The 15,547-nt window shown below is 66.8% G+C and carries 14 protein-coding genes; all 14 read right to left on the bottom strand.

Annotation, left to right across the window (positions count from 1 at the left end; translation table 11 throughout):
* Positions 1-45 precede the first annotated feature (45 nt).
* The gene (locus KF941_RS26660; protein WP_214275089.1) at positions 46-1,071 is read right to left on the bottom strand and encodes a hypothetical protein; all 1,026 of its coding nucleotides are present in this window, start codon (positions 1,069-1,071) and stop codon (positions 46-48) included.
* Between the two features lie 21 nt (positions 1,072-1,092).
* Entirely contained in the window at positions 1,093-1,626 is a 534-nt protein-coding gene (locus KF941_RS26655; protein WP_214275088.1) for a hypothetical protein, read from the bottom strand.
* Positions 1,626-2,840 (bottom strand): phosphotransferase family protein, encoded by a 1,215-nt coding sequence (locus tag KF941_RS26650; RefSeq protein WP_214275087.1) that lies wholly within the window; start codon positions 2,838-2,840, stop codon positions 1,626-1,628. Before KF941_RS26650 ends, KF941_RS26655 begins: the two co-directional genes overlap by 1 nt.
* Before the next feature lie 257 nt (positions 2,841-3,097).
* On the bottom strand, positions 3,098-4,759 hold the full coding sequence (locus KF941_RS26645) for an electron transfer flavoprotein-ubiquinone oxidoreductase (protein WP_214275086.1): 1,662 nt from the start codon (positions 4,757-4,759) through the stop codon (positions 3,098-3,100).
* Positions 4,760-4,815: 56 nt separating this feature from the next.
* Complete coding sequence (locus tag KF941_RS26640) at positions 4,816-6,255, bottom strand: NAD(P)(+) transhydrogenase (Re/Si-specific) subunit beta (RefSeq protein WP_116220911.1); 1,440 nt, start codon at positions 6,253-6,255, stop codon at positions 4,816-4,818.
* Between the two features lie 13 nt (positions 6,256-6,268).
* Positions 6,269-7,843: a Re/Si-specific NAD(P)(+) transhydrogenase subunit alpha gene (locus KF941_RS26635; protein ID WP_214275085.1), complete on the bottom strand. Its 1,575-nt coding sequence runs from the start codon at positions 7,841-7,843 to the stop codon at positions 6,269-6,271.
* Positions 7,844-7,972: 129 nt separating this feature from the next.
* The gene (locus KF941_RS26630; protein WP_072464098.1) at positions 7,973-8,617 is read right to left on the bottom strand and encodes a 3-oxoacid CoA-transferase subunit B; all 645 of its coding nucleotides are present in this window, start codon (positions 8,615-8,617) and stop codon (positions 7,973-7,975) included.
* A complete protein-coding gene (locus KF941_RS26625; RefSeq protein WP_214275084.1) occupies positions 8,617-9,345 on the bottom strand; it encodes a CoA transferase subunit A in 729 nt (242 codons plus the stop codon). Before KF941_RS26625 ends, KF941_RS26630 begins: the two co-directional genes overlap by 1 nt.
* Before the next feature lie 71 nt (positions 9,346-9,416).
* Positions 9,417-10,334 carry an SDR family NAD(P)-dependent oxidoreductase gene (locus KF941_RS26620; protein WP_214275083.1) on the bottom strand — a complete coding sequence of 306 codons (918 nt, stop codon included), beginning with the start codon at positions 10,332-10,334 and terminating at the stop codon, positions 9,417-9,419.
* 13 nt (positions 10,335-10,347) lie between these two features.
* On the bottom strand, positions 10,348-11,535 hold the full coding sequence (locus tag KF941_RS26615; RefSeq protein WP_214275082.1) for an acyl-CoA dehydrogenase family protein: 1,188 nt from the start codon (positions 11,533-11,535) through the stop codon (positions 10,348-10,350).
* Between the two features lie 2 nt (positions 11,536-11,537).
* Positions 11,538-12,413, bottom strand: a complete 876-nt coding sequence (locus tag KF941_RS26610; RefSeq protein WP_214275081.1) for a CoA ester lyase — start codon at positions 12,411-12,413, stop codon at positions 11,538-11,540.
* Entirely contained in the window at positions 12,410-12,862 is a 453-nt protein-coding gene (locus KF941_RS26605; protein ID WP_214275080.1) for a MaoC family dehydratase, read from the bottom strand. Before KF941_RS26605 ends, KF941_RS26610 begins: the two co-directional genes overlap by 4 nt.
* Before the next feature lie 15 nt (positions 12,863-12,877).
* Positions 12,878-14,074: an acetyl-CoA acetyltransferase gene (locus tag KF941_RS26600; RefSeq protein ID WP_214275079.1), complete on the bottom strand. Its 1,197-nt coding sequence runs from the start codon at positions 14,072-14,074 to the stop codon at positions 12,878-12,880.
* A gap of 4 nt (positions 14,075-14,078) precedes the next feature.
* Positions 14,079-15,521, bottom strand: coding sequence for an OB-fold domain-containing protein (locus tag KF941_RS26595; RefSeq protein ID WP_214275078.1), 1,443 nt, complete (start codon positions 15,519-15,521; stop codon positions 14,079-14,081).
* Positions 15,522-15,547 lie beyond the last annotated feature (26 nt).

Here is a 15,547-nt window from a genome sequence, read left to right as displayed (position 1 = left end):
TGAAGGGCCCGGCACGCGCTGTGCCGCGCCGTTTGTTGATTTGTGTCAGGCTAGAATTCGCGGGCAGGGATCGTTCAGAAACCGGCCGCGGGTTTCGTTCAGCCAGCCCATGTTGTGATTGGCCATGACGATGCCGTAGCCGCGCTGCCCGTCCATGAAGAACCGCATCAGCGAGAGATAGGTCACCGCACTGGGAAAGCCGTACCAGGGCGCGCCCACATTGGGCGAGGCGACAAGATCCCAAGTCTTGCCGCGGGTGTCCGTGACCTGCATCTGCAGCCCGACGGTGATATTGCCGAAATGCTGCGCCTCGATCCGGGCCACATCCGTCAGCCCGAAGACCTCGCCGCCCTCGCAGACATAGCCGTGGCTGAGGCGAAGCTGCTCTCCCGCCGTGGCCGCGGGATCCCAGGGACAGATCATGTGAAAGAACAGGTCGCGGGAAAATGTCGCCGAGACGATATAGGTCGGCCGGATCACGGTGGCGTCGCGCGGCCCCCAGCTGTGGTCCATCCGCTCGATGCAATCGATGCGATAGGTATTGCCGCGCAGCTTCAACGTCCCGGACACGTGCCCCGTCGCGTCGAAATGCCCGGCCCGATGGGCCTGCCCCGGCTCGATGTCGGCATGGATGTCGCGAGCCTTTCCGGCTTGCGGGCTGTGGGCGGGGTTGTGGATGTCGAACGGGTCCATCAGGCCGGTCCAGTCAAAGTGGAACTCGGTGCCGTCCCGGCCGACATAATCGACCCGAAAATCCCGCACCCCGCGGGTAAATCGGACCGAAAGCCCCAGCGGCGTGGTAAAGTCGCGGAAGGTCGAGATGGCAGGCAGCTGCTGGTTGTCGGCATAATGCAGCAGGTCGCCGCGGCTGTCCGACAGCGCCCCGCAGATAATGATCTGGTTCGTCATCACCTCCAGCGCGGGCCGGACATACAGATAGATCAGGCCGTAGATCCCCTCCTCCGGCAGCACGAAGGGGATCAGCATCGTCTCGATCCAGTGATGGTCTGCGTCGGCGGGCGCCTGGAAATCCAGCGTCTGCGGCGTGATCGGAGGATGGGGAGCGTTCATTGCAAAACCTCGTTCAGGGTGTCATTCGCTGTGCGGGAAAAGGGTCGGCAGCGAGGGGATCTCCTCCGGCCGGGTCTCGAACCCCGACAGGACATGCCATGAGCGGTTCAGCCGGTTGATCCCTGGGCTGTGGCGCAGCACCGCGCGCTCGATCCTGCGCGCCGCCGCGCTGTCGTCGTCGCGGCACGACCGGACCAGCGCCGCGATCCGTCCGGCCAGGGCTTCGGCACAAGCGTCGATCCGTTCCAGCCCGGCATGGGGGTCGTGCCACAGCGCGTCGGCGCGGGCGATCTCGTCCCGCAGGGCGGGCAATTCCGCCGGGGCAACCACAGCCATGTCGGGCACCAGGTTCTCGGCCATCTCCTGGTAAAGGCGCATCTCCTGGCGCGAGCGGGCGATGACATGGGGCAGGCGCGCGATGGTGAAGCGGATCGTCTTTGCGATCAGCGCCGCCTGTTCAAGCGCCAGCGGATTGGCCGGGTCGATCGCGGGCACGATCATCTGTTCAAGCCCGCGGACACAGGCCTGCAGCGTATTGCCAAGAGTGTTGGGCATCAGAAATCCTCCTCTAGCAGGCAGCAGATCTCGTCGGCCTGCGCATGGCCTATTCCTTCGAGCATGGCGACCAGAACGTCCTGATGGGTCTTGCCCAGCCGGACGACGCGCCAGGCCGAGGCCAGCGCAGCAAGGATGTTCTGCAGGGAATTGAAAACGCGATAGTATTTCAACCGCATCGGGTCGATGCTCAGTCCCGAAAGCCGTTCATACGAGGACAGAAACTCGTCCAGCGGCACCAGGCCCGAGACCAGGAAGGTCTTGCCGTCCTCGGCCAGGTTCCCATAGCTCGACAACGTGGTCCAGGCCAGGTCGCGATGCCGGTCGCCGATATAGCCGCGCTCGAAGTCGAGCCAGGCGGTAATCTGCCCGGTTGCCTCATCGAACAGGAAATTGCCGGCGCGAAAATCGCCGTGCAGGATGCTGGGGCGATCCAGTACCGGCATGTTGCGCCGCAGCCAGCTTATCGCCAGGTCGAAGACCGGAAACTCGAAACCGCGATCCTCTTCCCAGATGCGCAGGACACGGTTCAGATGCAGCAGGGCGGATTCGGTGCTGTTCTCGGCAGGCACCTGGAACGCGCTCAGATCCCCTTGGCGATAGTCGGCGGTGTGAATGCGGACCAGCGCCTCCAGAAACTGCGGGCCCAGCTTCTGGCGCAGTTCCGGCTGAAAGCTTTGTCCGATCCCCGCGACGCGGCGCTCCTTGCGGCTGGGGGTGGAAACTCCGGGCAGCCATTCATAGATTATCGCGGCCTGCGGCAGCCAGGTGCCGTCCGCATCCAGCCAGAAAACCCTCGGCACCGGCAAGATGCCGCGGAAAAAGGTGAAGATCTGCTGTTCGCGCAACCGGCTGGTCGAGTTGAGCGATTCCTCGGGCTCCATCCGCATGACCAGCCGCCGCCGCTGCGCGACGCCGGCCTCCGACCAGTCCAGGGTGAAGGCAAGCTGGATCTTCGACGCCCCACCCATGAGCCAGCGCAGATCCGAAATCTCATAGGGACCGTCGAGCTGGGCATCGAAAAAGCGGTGCAATGCGCAGCCGAGTTCGTGCATCGAATAACGGCCCGGCTGGGACGGCTCCATCCGGCGCAGCATCTTGCGCGTCAGCATCCGGTCCAATTCGGCCTCGGTCGGATAGGCGCGGCGCAAGACCTCGATCCATTCGCGGCTGGGATGGTCCCTTCTGTCCTCGACAATGGCCGTTTGCAGCATCCGTGCCCTCCTCCCTGATGTGCCGGTGCAGCATGCGGCCGGACACGGGGCGAAGCCTCTGGACTTCGCGGTGCCGGGCTGGGTGCCCTTATGGACGCATGCGGAATGTCATCTAGCTGATGAAGGCTAGGACGATTCGCCGACGTGCGGCCCAGCCTTTAGGAGAGGGAGGAGGGTTTTTTGACGTTCGGCCGGGCATGCCGGGCGCAAAATCCGCGGATGGCCGACCGCACCCGACGCGGCGCGCCTCTGCCTTGTCACATATTCGGGTAATTCGGCCCGTCGCCGCCTTGGGGGGTTGTCCAGTTGATGTTCTGGCTGGGATCCTTGATGTCGCAGGTCTTGCAGTGCACGCAGTTCTGGAAGTTGATCTGGAAGCGCGGGCCGCCCCCGTTCTGATTGGCGGCGTCCTCGAGCACCTCGTAGACCCCGGCCGGGCAGTAGCGCTGCGCCGGCTCGGCATAGAGCGGCAGGTTCACCGCGATCGGGATCGCGGGGTCCTTCAGCTTCAGGTGGCAGGGCTGGCTTTCCTCGTGGTTGGTAAAGGAAAACGCCACGTTGGTGAGCCGGTCGAACGAGAGCTTGCCGTCCGGCCTGGGATAGTCGATGGGCTGGAAATCGGCGGCCTTGCCGGTGGCCTGCGCATCCGTCTTGCCGTGCTTCCAGGTGCCGAGCGGGTTCCAGCCGGTCAGGTTCGCCACCCACATGTCGAAGCCGCCGAGCGCCAGCGACGGCCACAGCCCCAGCTTCGACCAGAGCGGCTTGACGTTCCTGACCGGCTTGAGGTCGCGGGCGATGGGGCCCGAGCGCAGGTCGGCCTCGTAGTCCGTGAGCTCGTCGCCCGCGCGGCCGGCGGCGATGGCGGCGGCCGCCGCCTCGGCCGCGGCGATCCCGGACAGCATGGCGTTGTGGTTGCCCTTGATGCGCGGCACGTTCACCAGCCCGGCCGAGCAGCCCAAGAGCGCCGCGCCGGGCACCGCCAGCTTCGGGATCGATTGCCAGCCGCCCTCGGAGATGGCGCGGGCGCCGTAAGCCACGCGCTTGCCGCCCTCCAGGAGTTCGGCGACCATGGGATGGTGCTTGAAGCGCTGGAACTCCATGTAGGGATAGAGGTAGGGGTTGGCATAGTTCAGGTGGACGACGAAGCCGACCAGCACCTGGTTGCCCTCGAGGTGATAGATGAACGACCCGCCGCCGGCGTTCTTGCCCAAGGGCCAGCCCATGGTGTGGGTGACGGTGCCGGGGCGGGCCTTGGCGGGGTCGATCTCCCAGATCTCCTTCATGCCGAGGCCGAATTTCTGCGGCTCATGGCCGGCGGAGAGGTCGTATTTCTGGATGAGTTCTTTCGCCAGCGAGCCCCTCACGCCCTCGGCGATCAGCACGTATTTGCCGCGCAGCTCCATGCCGGGCTCGTAGCTCGGGCCGGGGGTGCCGTCGGCGTCGAGCCCCATCTCGCCGGCGACGACGCCCGCGACGCGGTCGCCCTCGTAGACCAGCTGCGAGCAGGCCATGCCGGGGAAGATCTCGACCTCCAGCGCCTCGGCCTGCTCGGCGAGCCAGCGGCAGACATTGCCCATGCTGACGATATACTTGCCGTGGTTCGACATCAGGGGCGGCATCGGCCAGTTCGGCACCCGGACCTGGCCCTGCGGGCCGAGGATGTAGAAATTGTCCTGGGTGACTTCGGTGCTGACCGGGGCGCCCTTGTCCTTCCAGTCCGGGATCAGCTTGTCGAGGCCGGCGGTGTCGAGCACCGCGCCCGAGAGGATATGCGCGCCGATCTCCGAGCCCTTCTCCAGCAGCACGACGCCGAGGTCCGGGTTCACCTGCTTGAGCCGGATCGCCGCCGACAGCCCCGCCGGGCCGCCGCCGACGATCACAACGTCGTATTCCATCGACTCGCGTTCAATTTCGGACATGGCTCGGCCTCCCTGGCTGGCTGGTGGCGGGGCGGAAAATTAGGCTTCGCGGCCGCTCACTCGATCATGGGCAGGAGCTGGTCGATGGATTTCTTGGCGTCGCCGTAGAACATGCGGGTGTTTTCCTTGTAGAACAGCGGGTTCTCGATGCCCGAATAGCCGGTGCCCTGGCCGCGCTTGGAGACGAACACCTGCTTGGCCTTCCACACCTCCAGCACCGGCATGCCCGCGATCGGCGAGTTCGGATCCTCCTGCGCCGCCGGGTTCACGATGTCGTTCGAGCCGATCACGATCGCCACGTCGGTCGAGGGGAAATCCTCGTTGATCTCGTCCATCTCCAGCACGATGTCGTAGGGCACCTTGGCCTCGGCCAGAAGCACGTTCATGTGCCCCGGCAGGCGCCCCGCCACCGGGTGGATGGCAAAGCGCACGTTCTTGCCGCGCGCCCGCAGCTTGCGCGTCAGCTCGCTGACCGATTGCTGCGCCTGCGCCACCGCCATGCCGTAGCCCGGCACGATGACGATCTCGTCCGCCTCGTTCAGCGCCGCCGCCACGCCGTCGGCGTCGATCGCCACCTGCTCGCCCTCGATCTCCATCGCCGGGCCCGCCTCGCCGCCGAAGCCGCCCAGGATCACGCTGACGAAGTTGCGGTTCATCGCCTTGCACATGATGTAGCTCAGGATCGCACCGGACGAGCCGACCAGCGCGCCGACCACGATCAACAGGTCGTTGCCCAGGGTGAAGCCGATCGCCGCCGCCGCCCAGCCGGAATAGCTGTTCAGCATCGACACCACCACCGGCATGTCGGCGCCGCCGATGCCCATGATCAGGTGATAGCCGATGAAGAAGGCCAGCAGCGTGATCAGCACCAGCCACAGCACCGGCGCCCCGGCGGTGCAGTAAAGGATCACCGACAAGAGCGACAGCGCCGCCGCCCCCGCGTTCAGCATGTGCCCGCCCGGCAGCTTCCTGGGCTTGCCGTCGATCTTGCCGGCCAGCTTGCCGAAGGCCACGATCGAGCCGGTGAAGGTCACCGCGCCGATGAAGATCCCCAGCGCCACCTCGACCTTGAGCATGGCGATCTCGGCCGGGGTCTTGTGCGCCAGCACCGCGGCGAAGCCGTGGAACTCGGCCGCCGCGTCGGCGGCGCGGGCGCGCAGCACCCGCGAGAGCTCGAACTGGGCGTTGAAGCCGATCAGCACCGCGGCCAGGCCGACCAGGCTGTGCATGGCCGCGACCAGCTGCGGCATCTCGGTCATCTGCACCCGTTTGGCCACGACCCAGCCGATGGCGCCGCCGATGGCCAGCATGACCAGCGTCAGCCCCCAGTTGCCGTAGCCCGGCCCGATCAGCGTCGCGACCACCGCCAGCGCCATGGCCGCGATGCCGTACCAGACCGCGCGCTTGGCGCTTTCCTGGCCGGAAAGCCCGCCCAGGGACAGGATGAACAGCACGGCCGCGACCACATAGGCGGCGGTGGTGAATCCGTATTCCATGCGCCCTCTCCCCTTACGACTTCTGGAACATGGCGAGCATCCGGCGCGTGACCAGGAAGCCGCCGAAGATGTTGACGCCCGCCATCAGCACCGACAGCGCCGCCAGGAACACCACCAGCCAGCCGCCCGAGCCGATCTGCAGGAGCGCGCCGACGATGATGATCGACGAGATCGCGTTGGTGATCGCCATCAGGGGCGTGTGCAGCGAATGGCTGACGTTCCAGATCACCTGGAAACCGACGAAGACCGCCAGCACGAAGACGATGAAATGCGACAGGAAGCTCGCGGGCGCGAACAGCCCCACCAGCAGCATCGCCGCCGCGCCCGCGCCGAGCAGCGTGACCTGGCTGCGGGTCTGGGCGCGGAAGGCGGCGATCTCCTGCGCGCGCCGCTCCTCGGGGGTCGGCTCCCTGGGCTTCTCGCGCGGCTTCTGGGCGGCGATGGCCGCGACCCTGGGCGGCGGCGGCGGCCAGGTCACGTCGCCGTCATGGGCGACGGTCGAGCCGCGGATCACGTCGTCCTCCATGTTCTGCACGATGACGCCGTCCTTGCCCGGCGTCAGGTCCGAGAGCATGTGGCGGATGTTGTTGCCGTAAAGCTCCGAGGCTTGCGCGCCCATCCTCGACGGGAAGTCGGTATAGCCGATGATCACCACGCCGTTTTCCGTGACGATGCGCTCGTCCGGCACGGTCAGCTCGCAATTGCCGCCGCGCTCGGCCGCCAGGTCGACGATGACCGAGCCGGTCTTCATCGCCTCGACCATGTCGCGGGTCCAGAGCTTCGGCGCATCGCGGCCGGGGATCAGCGCCGTGGTGATGACGATGTCCATCCCGGGCGCCAGTTCGCGGAACTTCTCGAGCTGCTTTTCCCGGAACTCGGGGCTCGAGGGCGCGGCATAGCCGCCGGTCGCGGCCCCGTCCTGCACCTGGTCCTGGAAGTCCAGGTAGACGAATTCCGCGCCCATCGATTCGATCTGCTCGGCCACCTCGGGGCGCACGTCGAAGGCATGGACCTGCGCGCCCAGGCTGACCGCCGCGCCGATGGCGGCAAGCCCGGCGACGCCCGCGCCCACCACCAGCACCTTGGCCGGCGGCACCTTGCCCGCCGCCGTCACCTGGCCGGTGAAGAAGCGGCCGAAGTTGTTCGCCGCCTCGATCACCGCCCGGTAGCCGGCGATATTGGCCATCGAGGACAGCGCGTCCATCTTCTGCGCGCGGCTGATGCGCGGCACCATGTCCATGGCGATGGCGGTGACGCCCTGTTCGCGCGCCAGCTCCAGGAGGTCGGGGTTCTGCGCCGGCCAGAAATGCGAGATCAGGGTCTGCCCGCGCCGCATCTGCCGCAGCTCGGCCTCGCTCGGCGGCCGGACCTTGACCACCACCTCCACCGCCCCGACCAGCGCCGCGGCATTGGGATGCACGGTGACGCCCGCCGCCTCGTAGGCCGCATCCGAAAACCCCGCACGAACCCCCGCGCCAGTCTCGACATGCACGTCATGCCCCAGCTTGCGCAGATGCCCCGCAGAGGACGGAGTGATGGCGACCCGAGCCTCCCCCTCAAAAATCTCCTTCAATCCGCCGATCTTCACAAGGCCACCTCCCCTGCTTTTCCATCCCGAGGCGTGCCGTTCCGGCTTTCTCCGTTCGGCAAATACTCTCGGGGGTGAATTGCGGCTTTGCCGCAAGAGGGGGCAGACAGCCCCCTCCCGTCGCGGGCGTCACCCGACGATCGCCGCCTCGGTCGCGGCGCGCAGATCGGCCTCGCTGACGCCATCGGCCAGCTCGACGATGCGCAAGCCCCCCTCGACCACGTCCAGCACCCCCAGGTTGGTGATGATCCGGTCCACCACCCCCTGGCCGGTCAGCGGCAGCGTGCAGGACTTCAGCACCTTCGACTCGCCGTGCTTCGATGTGTGGTCCATCACCACCACCACCCGGCCCACGCCCGCCACCAGGTCCATCGCCCCGCCCATGCCCTTGACCAGCTTGCCGGGGATCATCCAGTTCGCCAGGTCGCCGTTCTCGGCCACCTCCATCGCCCCCAGGATCGCCATGGCGATCTTGCCGCCGCGGATCATCGCGAAGCTCTCGGCGCTGTCGAAATAGGCGGTCTGCGGCAATTCCGTCACCGTCTGCTTGCCGGCGTTGATCAGGTCCGGGTCCTCCTCGCCCTCATAGGGGAAGGGGCCGATGCCCAGCATGCCGTTTTCCGACTGCAGCGTCACATGCACCCCCTCGGGGATATGGTTCGCCACCAGCGTCGGGATGCCGATCCCGAGGTTCACATACCAGCCGTCCTGCAGCTCCCGCGCGGCCCGCGCCGCCATCTGGTTCCGATCCCAGCCCTTGATTTCGGCGGCCATCACGCGGTCTCCTTCCTGCGGGTCGTGTCGAAGACGCGCGAACGAGTCGTGCGCTGCTCGATGCGCTTCTCGTGGCTGCCCTGGACCAGGCGGTGGACATAGATCCCCGGCAAGTGGATGGCGTCGGGATCGAGGCTGCCCGTCGGCACGATCTCCTCGACCTCGCAGACGCAGATGCGCCCGCATTTCGCCGCCGGCACGTTGAAGTTGCGCGCGGTCTTGCGGAAGATCACGTTGCCGGTCTCGTCCGCCTTCCAGCCCTTGACGATCGACAGGTCGGCGACGATGGCGCGTTCCAGGATATAGGTCTGGCCGTCGAAATCCTTGTGTTCCTTGCCCTCGGCGACCACGGTGCCGACGCCGGTCCGGGTATAGAAGCCGGGGATGCCGGCGCCGCCCGCCCGCATGCGCTCGGCCAGGGTGCCCTGCGGGTTGAACTCCAGCTCCAGCTCGCCCGACAGGTATTGCCGCATGAACTCGGCGTTCTCGCCGACATAGGAGGAGATCATCTTGCGGATCTGGCGCGAGTCGAGCAGCTTGCCCAGCCCGAAGCCGTCGACGCCGCAATTGTTGGAGGCGATGGTCAGGTCCCTGGTCCCCGCCCGCAGGATCGCCTCGATGGCGAGCTCGGGGATGCCGCAAAGCCCGAAACCCCCGGCCGCAATCAACATCCCGTCCCGCAACACTCCCTCAAGCGCAGACCCGGCGCTGGGATAAAGCTTGTTCATACATCCCCCCTTTTGTTGAACGAACGCCGCGCCCCGCGAAGAGCGCAGCGAACCGGGGCTTTCCGATCTGTTCAGACCGGATCCCAGGTGAAGACATCACCAGACTTGTGCAGCGGGTAAAAGTCGCTGCGGAACATCGGAAACACCCGTTCGGCCACGGTTTCCGGCGTCCAGCCGTCCGAAGTATGTGCAGTCCGGATCGGACGCGGCTGCGAAAAGAGATATATCTCGTTGTTGCGCACGCCGAAGATCTGGCCCGTGACCTCCTTGCCCGCGTCCGAGGACAGCGCCACGACGAAGGGTGCGATCTTTTCCGCCACCAGCTTCTTGAGCCCCTCGACCCGCTTCTTCTGTTCCGGCGTCTCGTCCGGGATCGACGAGACCATGCGCGTCCAGGCGAAGGGCGCGACCGCGTTCGAACGCACGCCGAAACGATGCATGTCGATGGCGATGGCCTTGGACAGCCCGGCAATACCCAGCTTGGCGGCGGTATAGTTCGCCTGGCCCAGATTGCCGATCAGGCCCGAGGTCGAGGTCATGTGCACATAGGCGCCCGAGCCCTGTTCCTTGAAATGCGGTGCCGCGGCCCGGCTGACGTTGAACGTGCCCTGCAAGTGAACGGCGATCACCGAATCGAATTCGTCTTGCGACATGCGATGGAACAGCACATCGCGCAGGTTTCCGGCATTGTTGACCACCGTGTCGATACGGCCGAAGCGGTCGATGGCGGATTGCACCATCGCCTGGGCGCCTTCCCAGTCCGCGACCGAATGGCCATCGGCGATCGCCGCTCCACCCAGGGCCTCGATCTCGGACACGACCTCTTGCGCGGGGCTCAGGCCGCTTTCCGAGGCGCCGCTCAGGGCCACGCCCAGATCGTTGACCACCACGGCGGCCCCGGCCCGCGCCATGTCCAGCGCAATGCCGCGCCCCACGCCGCGGCCGGCGCCGGTTACCAGGACGACCTTGCCTTCCATTGCCTTGGTCATTGATACAGCCCTTTCAATAGGATTTCGGCAGGCCGAGAACCTTCTCGGCAATGAAGCTGGCGATCAGTTGTTCGGTGATCGGCGCGATGCGCGTCACCGCCACCTCGCGGAACAGCCGCTCGACATGATATTCCTTGGCATAACCAAAGCCGCCCATGGTGAAGATCGCCCTTTCGCAGGCGTCATAGCCTGCCCGCGCACCCAGGAACTTGGCCGCGTTCGCCTCGGCCCCGCAGGGCTTGCCGGCGTCGTAAAGCTCGGCCGCCTTCATCGCCATCAGCCAGGCCGATTCCAGATACATCCAGCGTTCGGCCAGCGGGTGCTGGATGCCCTGGTTCTGGCCGATGGGGCGGTCGAAGACCACGCGCTCCTTGGCGTATTGGGTCGCCCGGCGCAGCGCGTCCTGGCCGATGCCGATGGCCTCGACCGCGATCAGCACGCGCTCGGGATTGAGGCTGTCGAGGATATAGCTGAAGCCCCTGCCCTCATCGCCGATGCGATGCTCGTCCGGCACGAAGAGGTCGTCGATGAAGATCGCATTCGAATCCACCGCCTTGCGCCCCATCTTGGGAATGCGCTGCACGTCGATCCGGCTGCGGTCGAGGTCGGTGTAGAAGATGGTGATGCCGTCGGTCGGGCGCCTGGAATCCTCGAATTTCGTGGTGCGCGTCAGCAGCATGATCTTGTTGGCGACTTGGCCGGTCGAGGTCCAGACCTTCTGCCCGCGCACGCGATAGCCGCCCGGCACCTTTTCGGCGAAGGTCTTGATGCGGGTGGTGTTCAGGCCGGCGTCGGGCTCGGTGAAGCCGAAGGCGACCTGATCCGACCCGGCGATCAGCCGCGGGATCCATTCGGACTTTTGTTCATGGGTGCCGTGGACGACGATCGGATGCGGACCGAACAGGTTGATATGCACCGAAGAGGTCGCGGCCATTCCGCCGCCATGGCTGGCGACTTCGTGCATCATGATCGCGGCTTCGGTCACGCCAAGGCCGGCACCGCCGTATTCCTCGGGCATGGTGATGCCCAGCCAGCCGGCATCGGCCATCGCGCGGTGGTATTCACGGGGGAAAACCCCGTCCTCGTCACGCGCCAGCCAGTAATCGGCGTCGAAGCGCGAGGCGACGGCGCGCACCCCCTCGCGGATCGCGGCGCGGGTCTCGGCCAGTTCCTCAGCGGATCTGTCGGTATTCTGGGACATGGTTATCCTTTCTGCACACTGGCGAGGGTCCGCAGCGCCTGCTTCAGATGGGGGATGTCATACATCTTGCCGTCGATGCCGATCGTGCCGAGGCCGGGATCGGCATCGAACGCGGCCACGATGCGGGCGGCCAGCGCCAGATCCTCGTCAGAGGGGGCAAAGGCACGGTTGATGGGCTCGACCTGGGCCGGATGGATGGCCAGCCTGCCGGCAAAGCCGTCGCGGCGGGAAACCCCGCAGGCTTGGATCAGCCCGGATTCGCTGCGGAAATCGGCATAGAGCGTATCCAGTGCCGGCACCTCCGCCGCCGCCGCCGCCATCAGGCACAGGCTGCGGGCCAGCTGATAGGGCTGCGCCCAGTCGCCCTCGGCATCCTTGTTCGAGGTCGCGCCGACAACCGCCGACAAATCCTCGGCCCCCCAGGTCAAGGCCGCCAGCCGGGGATGCGCCGGCGCATAGGAGCCGAGGTTGAACATCGCCTGCGCGGTCTCGGTCGCCACGACGATGATGCGGACCGCCCCGGCCGGCAATCCGGCTCGGGCCTCCAGCGCGTCGAGATAGTGGGCCACGCGCAGGACATCCTGCCCGCCATTGGCCTTGGGCAGCATGATCCCCGCCAGCCCCGGCCGGACCACCGCCGCCAGATCGGCGAGCGTCAGGCCGCTGTCCAACGCATTGACCCGGACCCACAGCGCAGGCCCGTCCAGCCCTTCGTCCAGCCAGCCGGCCACCATCGCGCGCGCGGCATCCTTGTTCGGCGGGGCCACGCTGTCTTCAAGATCGAGGATCAGCCCGTCGGCCGCCGTCCCGCGGGCCTTGCGGTATTTCTTCTCGCTGTCGGCGGGAACGAACAGCAGCGAGCGCAGCCTGGCGGTCATTCCGGCTGCCTCAGCATCAGCGCATTGCGCAGGCATTCGCAGACGATCTCGTCGCGCTGGTTCCAGCCGCGGTGCAGGAAGGTGACGATGCCCTGGGTCGGCCGGCTTTTGGACAGGCGCATGGCCCGGATCTCGGTCTGGGCGCGGATGGTGTCGCCGATGAAGACCGGCTTGGGGAATTTCACTTCTTCCCAGCCCAGGTTGCCGACCGTCGTGCCCAGCGTGGTATCGTTGACCGAGATGCCGACGACCAGGCCGAGGGTGAAGATCGAATTGACCAGCGGCTGCCCGAATTCGGTGCCCTTGGCATATTCGTAATCCAGATGGATCGCCGCCGTGTTCATCGTCATGGTCGAAAACAGCGTGTTGTCGATCTCGGTCACGGTCCGGCGAACGGCATGGGAAATGACCTCGCCGATGCTGAAACCTTCGTAATAGCGTCCTGCCATGATTTTCTCCCAGAACTACAGGCGGCCGAGAACCGAAACCGCAACCACCGAATTCGAGGGCTGGCCCCCGAGGTTATGCGTCAGGCCGAAGTCGATGTTGTCGAGTTGACGCGCCCCGGCCCGGCCCTGAAGTTGGTTGTAGACCTCATAGGCCATGCGCAGGCCCGAGGCGCCGACCGGGTGGCCGAAGCATTTCAGCCCCCCATCCACCTGGCAGGGCACGGCACCGCCGCGGTCGAACTTGCCGTCCAGCACATCGGCCACCGCCCGTCCGGGATCGGACAGGCCCAGATCCTCCATCGCCACCAGTTCGGTGATGGAAAAGCAATCATGCACCTCTGTAAGGCCGAGGTCGCGTTGCGGATCGGAAATCCCCGCCTCTTCATAGGCGCGGGCCGAGGCGATGCGGGTGTTGCGGACATAAGAGCCGTCCCATTCGCCATATTGCATCTCCCACCCGTTCGAAGCGCAGACCTGCACCGACTTGACCGAGACGAGCGCGTCGCGGCCAAGGCTGCGGGCGATCTCGGGTGTCGTGATGATGGCAGCGGCGGCGCCGTCCGAAACGCCGCAGCAATCGAACAGGCCCAGTGGGTCGGCGATCATCGGTGCGTTCAGGATCGTTTCCATCGAAACCGGCTTGCGCAGATGCGCCTTTTCCGAAAGCGCCCCGTTCTGGTGCGATTTCCACGAGACATGCGCCATCGCCCGCTTGAGGTCGGCCGCGTCGATGCCGTGGCGCGCCGCATAGGCGCCGGCCAGCTGCGCGAATGTGCCGGGCGCCGAGCCATAGGGCATCCACAGGTCGTTGACCGAGCCCTTGGTGCGGATCGGCAACCCGCCGAAGCCGGTATCCTTCAGCTTTTCCACCCCCAGCGCCAGGGCGATGTCCACCGCCCCCGAAGCGACCGCATAGGTCGCTGCCCGCAGCGCCTCGGTGCCGGTCGCGCACATGTTCTCGACCCGCGTGACCGGCATCGGCGGCAGCCGCAGCGCCGTGGCCAGCGGGATGGCCGAGTTGCCGACGTTCACGTCGTCCAGCGCCGAGCCCAGCCAGGCCGCGCCGATCTCGTCGCGCGCGATGCCTGCATCGGCCAGCGCCTCCTCGAAGGCTTCGGCCATCAGCATGTCCGAACTCATGTCCCAACGCTCGCCGAAGCGGGTGCAGCCCATGCCGATGATGACGGCCTTGTCGCGGATGCCTTGCGCCATGGGTTTACTCCTTTGCTGCGAGCTGCGGGCGCGCCAGCGGCGCAGCCTTCCAGAAATAGCTGCGGAACTGGCGCTGCCGGTCGATCGCCTTGATGCGGAACCGCATTCGCAAGGGGGCGCCCACTTCCTGTGCCTCGCCCTCGACATCGCAGTGTTCCATCACCACGCGCGCACCATTCTCGAACTGCACCAGTCCGAAATAGAACGGCGGGTCGGGCGTGAAATTCAGGCGGTCCGCCGTGATCGAGACCACGCGGGCCGGCTCGTCGCGCAGGATCACATCCTGGTAGACGCCGGGTTCGGCCAGCGCCGGGCTGACCGGCATCGGCGTCTTGGGGAACTGCACGTTGCCGCTTTGGTCGCGGCCGCCGACGAAGCCGTGCATCTCGCGCCCATGGCGTGCCAGCACGCTGGCCGAAACCTTCTGGTTCACCTCGGCGCGCGGCCCCCAGTCGAGGTCGATGCCGCCGGTCAGCGACAGCAGGCGCGAATAGCTGGCCAGCGGCGCGCCCTCGTCCAGCGCCTGATGCGCCGGGCGACGGTCGGTCTTGGCGGTCACCTCCAGCACCAGCACGTCGCAGCCGTTGCCGCAGCCCGCCAGCAGCACGATCTGGCCCGGCTCGGCCTGCTCCAGCGCCAGCGCCAGCCCAAAGAGCGGCGCGGCGGTGCCGAGATCGCCCGCCCCGGCACCCAGCCGGTCGATGACGTTCGGCGCCGACATCCCGAGCTTGCGCGCGGCCGCGGCATAAAGCCCCGACACGGCCTCGGGCACCACGGCCAGCGCGACATCCTCGCCGCGCAGCCCTGCTTCGGCCAGCGCCACCTGCGCGGCGGGGATCAGCGCCTCGGACACGATCGCATCGCGGGCGAAACGCTCCTCGGCGGCATAGGGCAGGCCCCGCGCGACCGAGGTATGACTGTCGAGCAAATCCAGGTTGACCCGGCCCGCCCCCAACAACCGCGCAACGCCCGGCCCGTCGCCGACGACAGCCGCCGCCGCGCCGTCGCCCCAGGACAGATGCGCCGGGCTGCCCGGTTGGGTCGCGCGCTTTTCCCCTGCCGCGATCAGTTCCTCTCCCGGCGCGCCACGCAACGCACGCAACAGCGCAGAGACGGCCGACCGGCGGCAATTGGCCAGATCGGCCGTCTCTGCGTCGCGGGCGATGCTCAGCGCATCGGCCAGAAGCACCGCCTGCGAACGGTCGGAGAAAGCAGAGGAGGTCGAGGCGAACACCACCCGCGCAATCGCTCCCTGCGCCGGGGCAAGGGCTTCGCGTGCCGCCTCGACCGCCTGGGTCAGGGCGTCTTCGTCCCAGCCCGCTACTGCGCGGCGGCCCTTGCCGTTGCCGCCCAGCCCCGACCAGGCCAGCTCGGCCCGCGCGGCCTTTCGCTCGAATCGCAGCAGTGGCAGGTAAGCGCCGGTGCTTTTGATAGATCTGTTCGCCATGCCTTCTCCTCCCGTGCAAGGGAAAT

Source organism: Paracoccus sp. pheM1 (genome assembly GCF_018499825.1).
In the GTDB taxonomy this organism is placed as follows: Bacteria; Pseudomonadota; Alphaproteobacteria; order Rhodobacterales; family Rhodobacteraceae; genus Paracoccus; species Paracoccus versutus.
This window is presented reverse-complemented; position numbering and strand designations above follow the sequence as displayed.

Excerpts from the sequence above, each read along its gene's own strand:
- KF941_RS26605 (WP_214275080.1), bottom strand. The coding sequence starts at position 12,862 with ATGGCAGGACGCTATTACGAAGGTTTCAGCATCGGCGAGGTCATTTCC.
- KF941_RS26620 (WP_214275083.1), bottom strand. The coding sequence starts at position 10,334 with ATGACCAAGGCAATGGAAGGCAAGGTCGTCCTGGTAACCGGCGCCGGC.
- KF941_RS26610 (WP_214275081.1), bottom strand. The coding sequence starts at position 12,413 with ATGACCGCCAGGCTGCGCTCGCTGCTGTTCGTTCCCGCCGACAGCGAG.
- KF941_RS26660 (WP_214275089.1), bottom strand. The coding sequence starts at position 1,071 with ATGAACGCTCCCCATCCTCCGATCACGCCGCAGACGCTGGATTTCCAG.
- KF941_RS26650 (WP_214275087.1), bottom strand. The coding sequence starts at position 2,840 with ATGCTGCAAACGGCCATTGTCGAGGACAGAAGGGACCATCCCAGCCGC.
- KF941_RS26625 (WP_214275084.1), bottom strand. The coding sequence starts at position 9,345 with ATGAACAAGCTTTATCCCAGCGCCGGGTCTGCGCTTGAGGGAGTGTTG.
- KF941_RS26600 (WP_214275079.1), bottom strand. The coding sequence starts at position 14,074 with ATGGCGCAAGGCATCCGCGACAAGGCCGTCATCATCGGCATGGGCTGC.
- KF941_RS26655 (WP_214275088.1), bottom strand. The coding sequence starts at position 1,626 with ATGCCCAACACTCTTGGCAATACGCTGCAGGCCTGTGTCCGCGGGCTT.
- KF941_RS26640 (WP_116220911.1), bottom strand. The coding sequence starts at position 6,255 with ATGGAATACGGATTCACCACCGCCGCCTATGTGGTCGCGGCCGTGCTG.
- KF941_RS26615 (WP_214275082.1), bottom strand. The coding sequence starts at position 11,535 with ATGTCCCAGAATACCGACAGATCCGCTGAGGAACTGGCCGAGACCCGC.
- KF941_RS26595 (WP_214275078.1), bottom strand. The coding sequence starts at position 15,521 with ATGGCGAACAGATCTATCAAAAGCACCGGCGCTTACCTGCCACTGCTG.
- KF941_RS26630 (WP_072464098.1), bottom strand. The coding sequence starts at position 8,617 with ATGGCCGCCGAAATCAAGGGCTGGGATCGGAACCAGATGGCGGCGCGG.
- KF941_RS26645 (WP_214275086.1), bottom strand. The coding sequence starts at position 4,759 with ATGTCCGAAATTGAACGCGAGTCGATGGAATACGACGTTGTGATCGTC.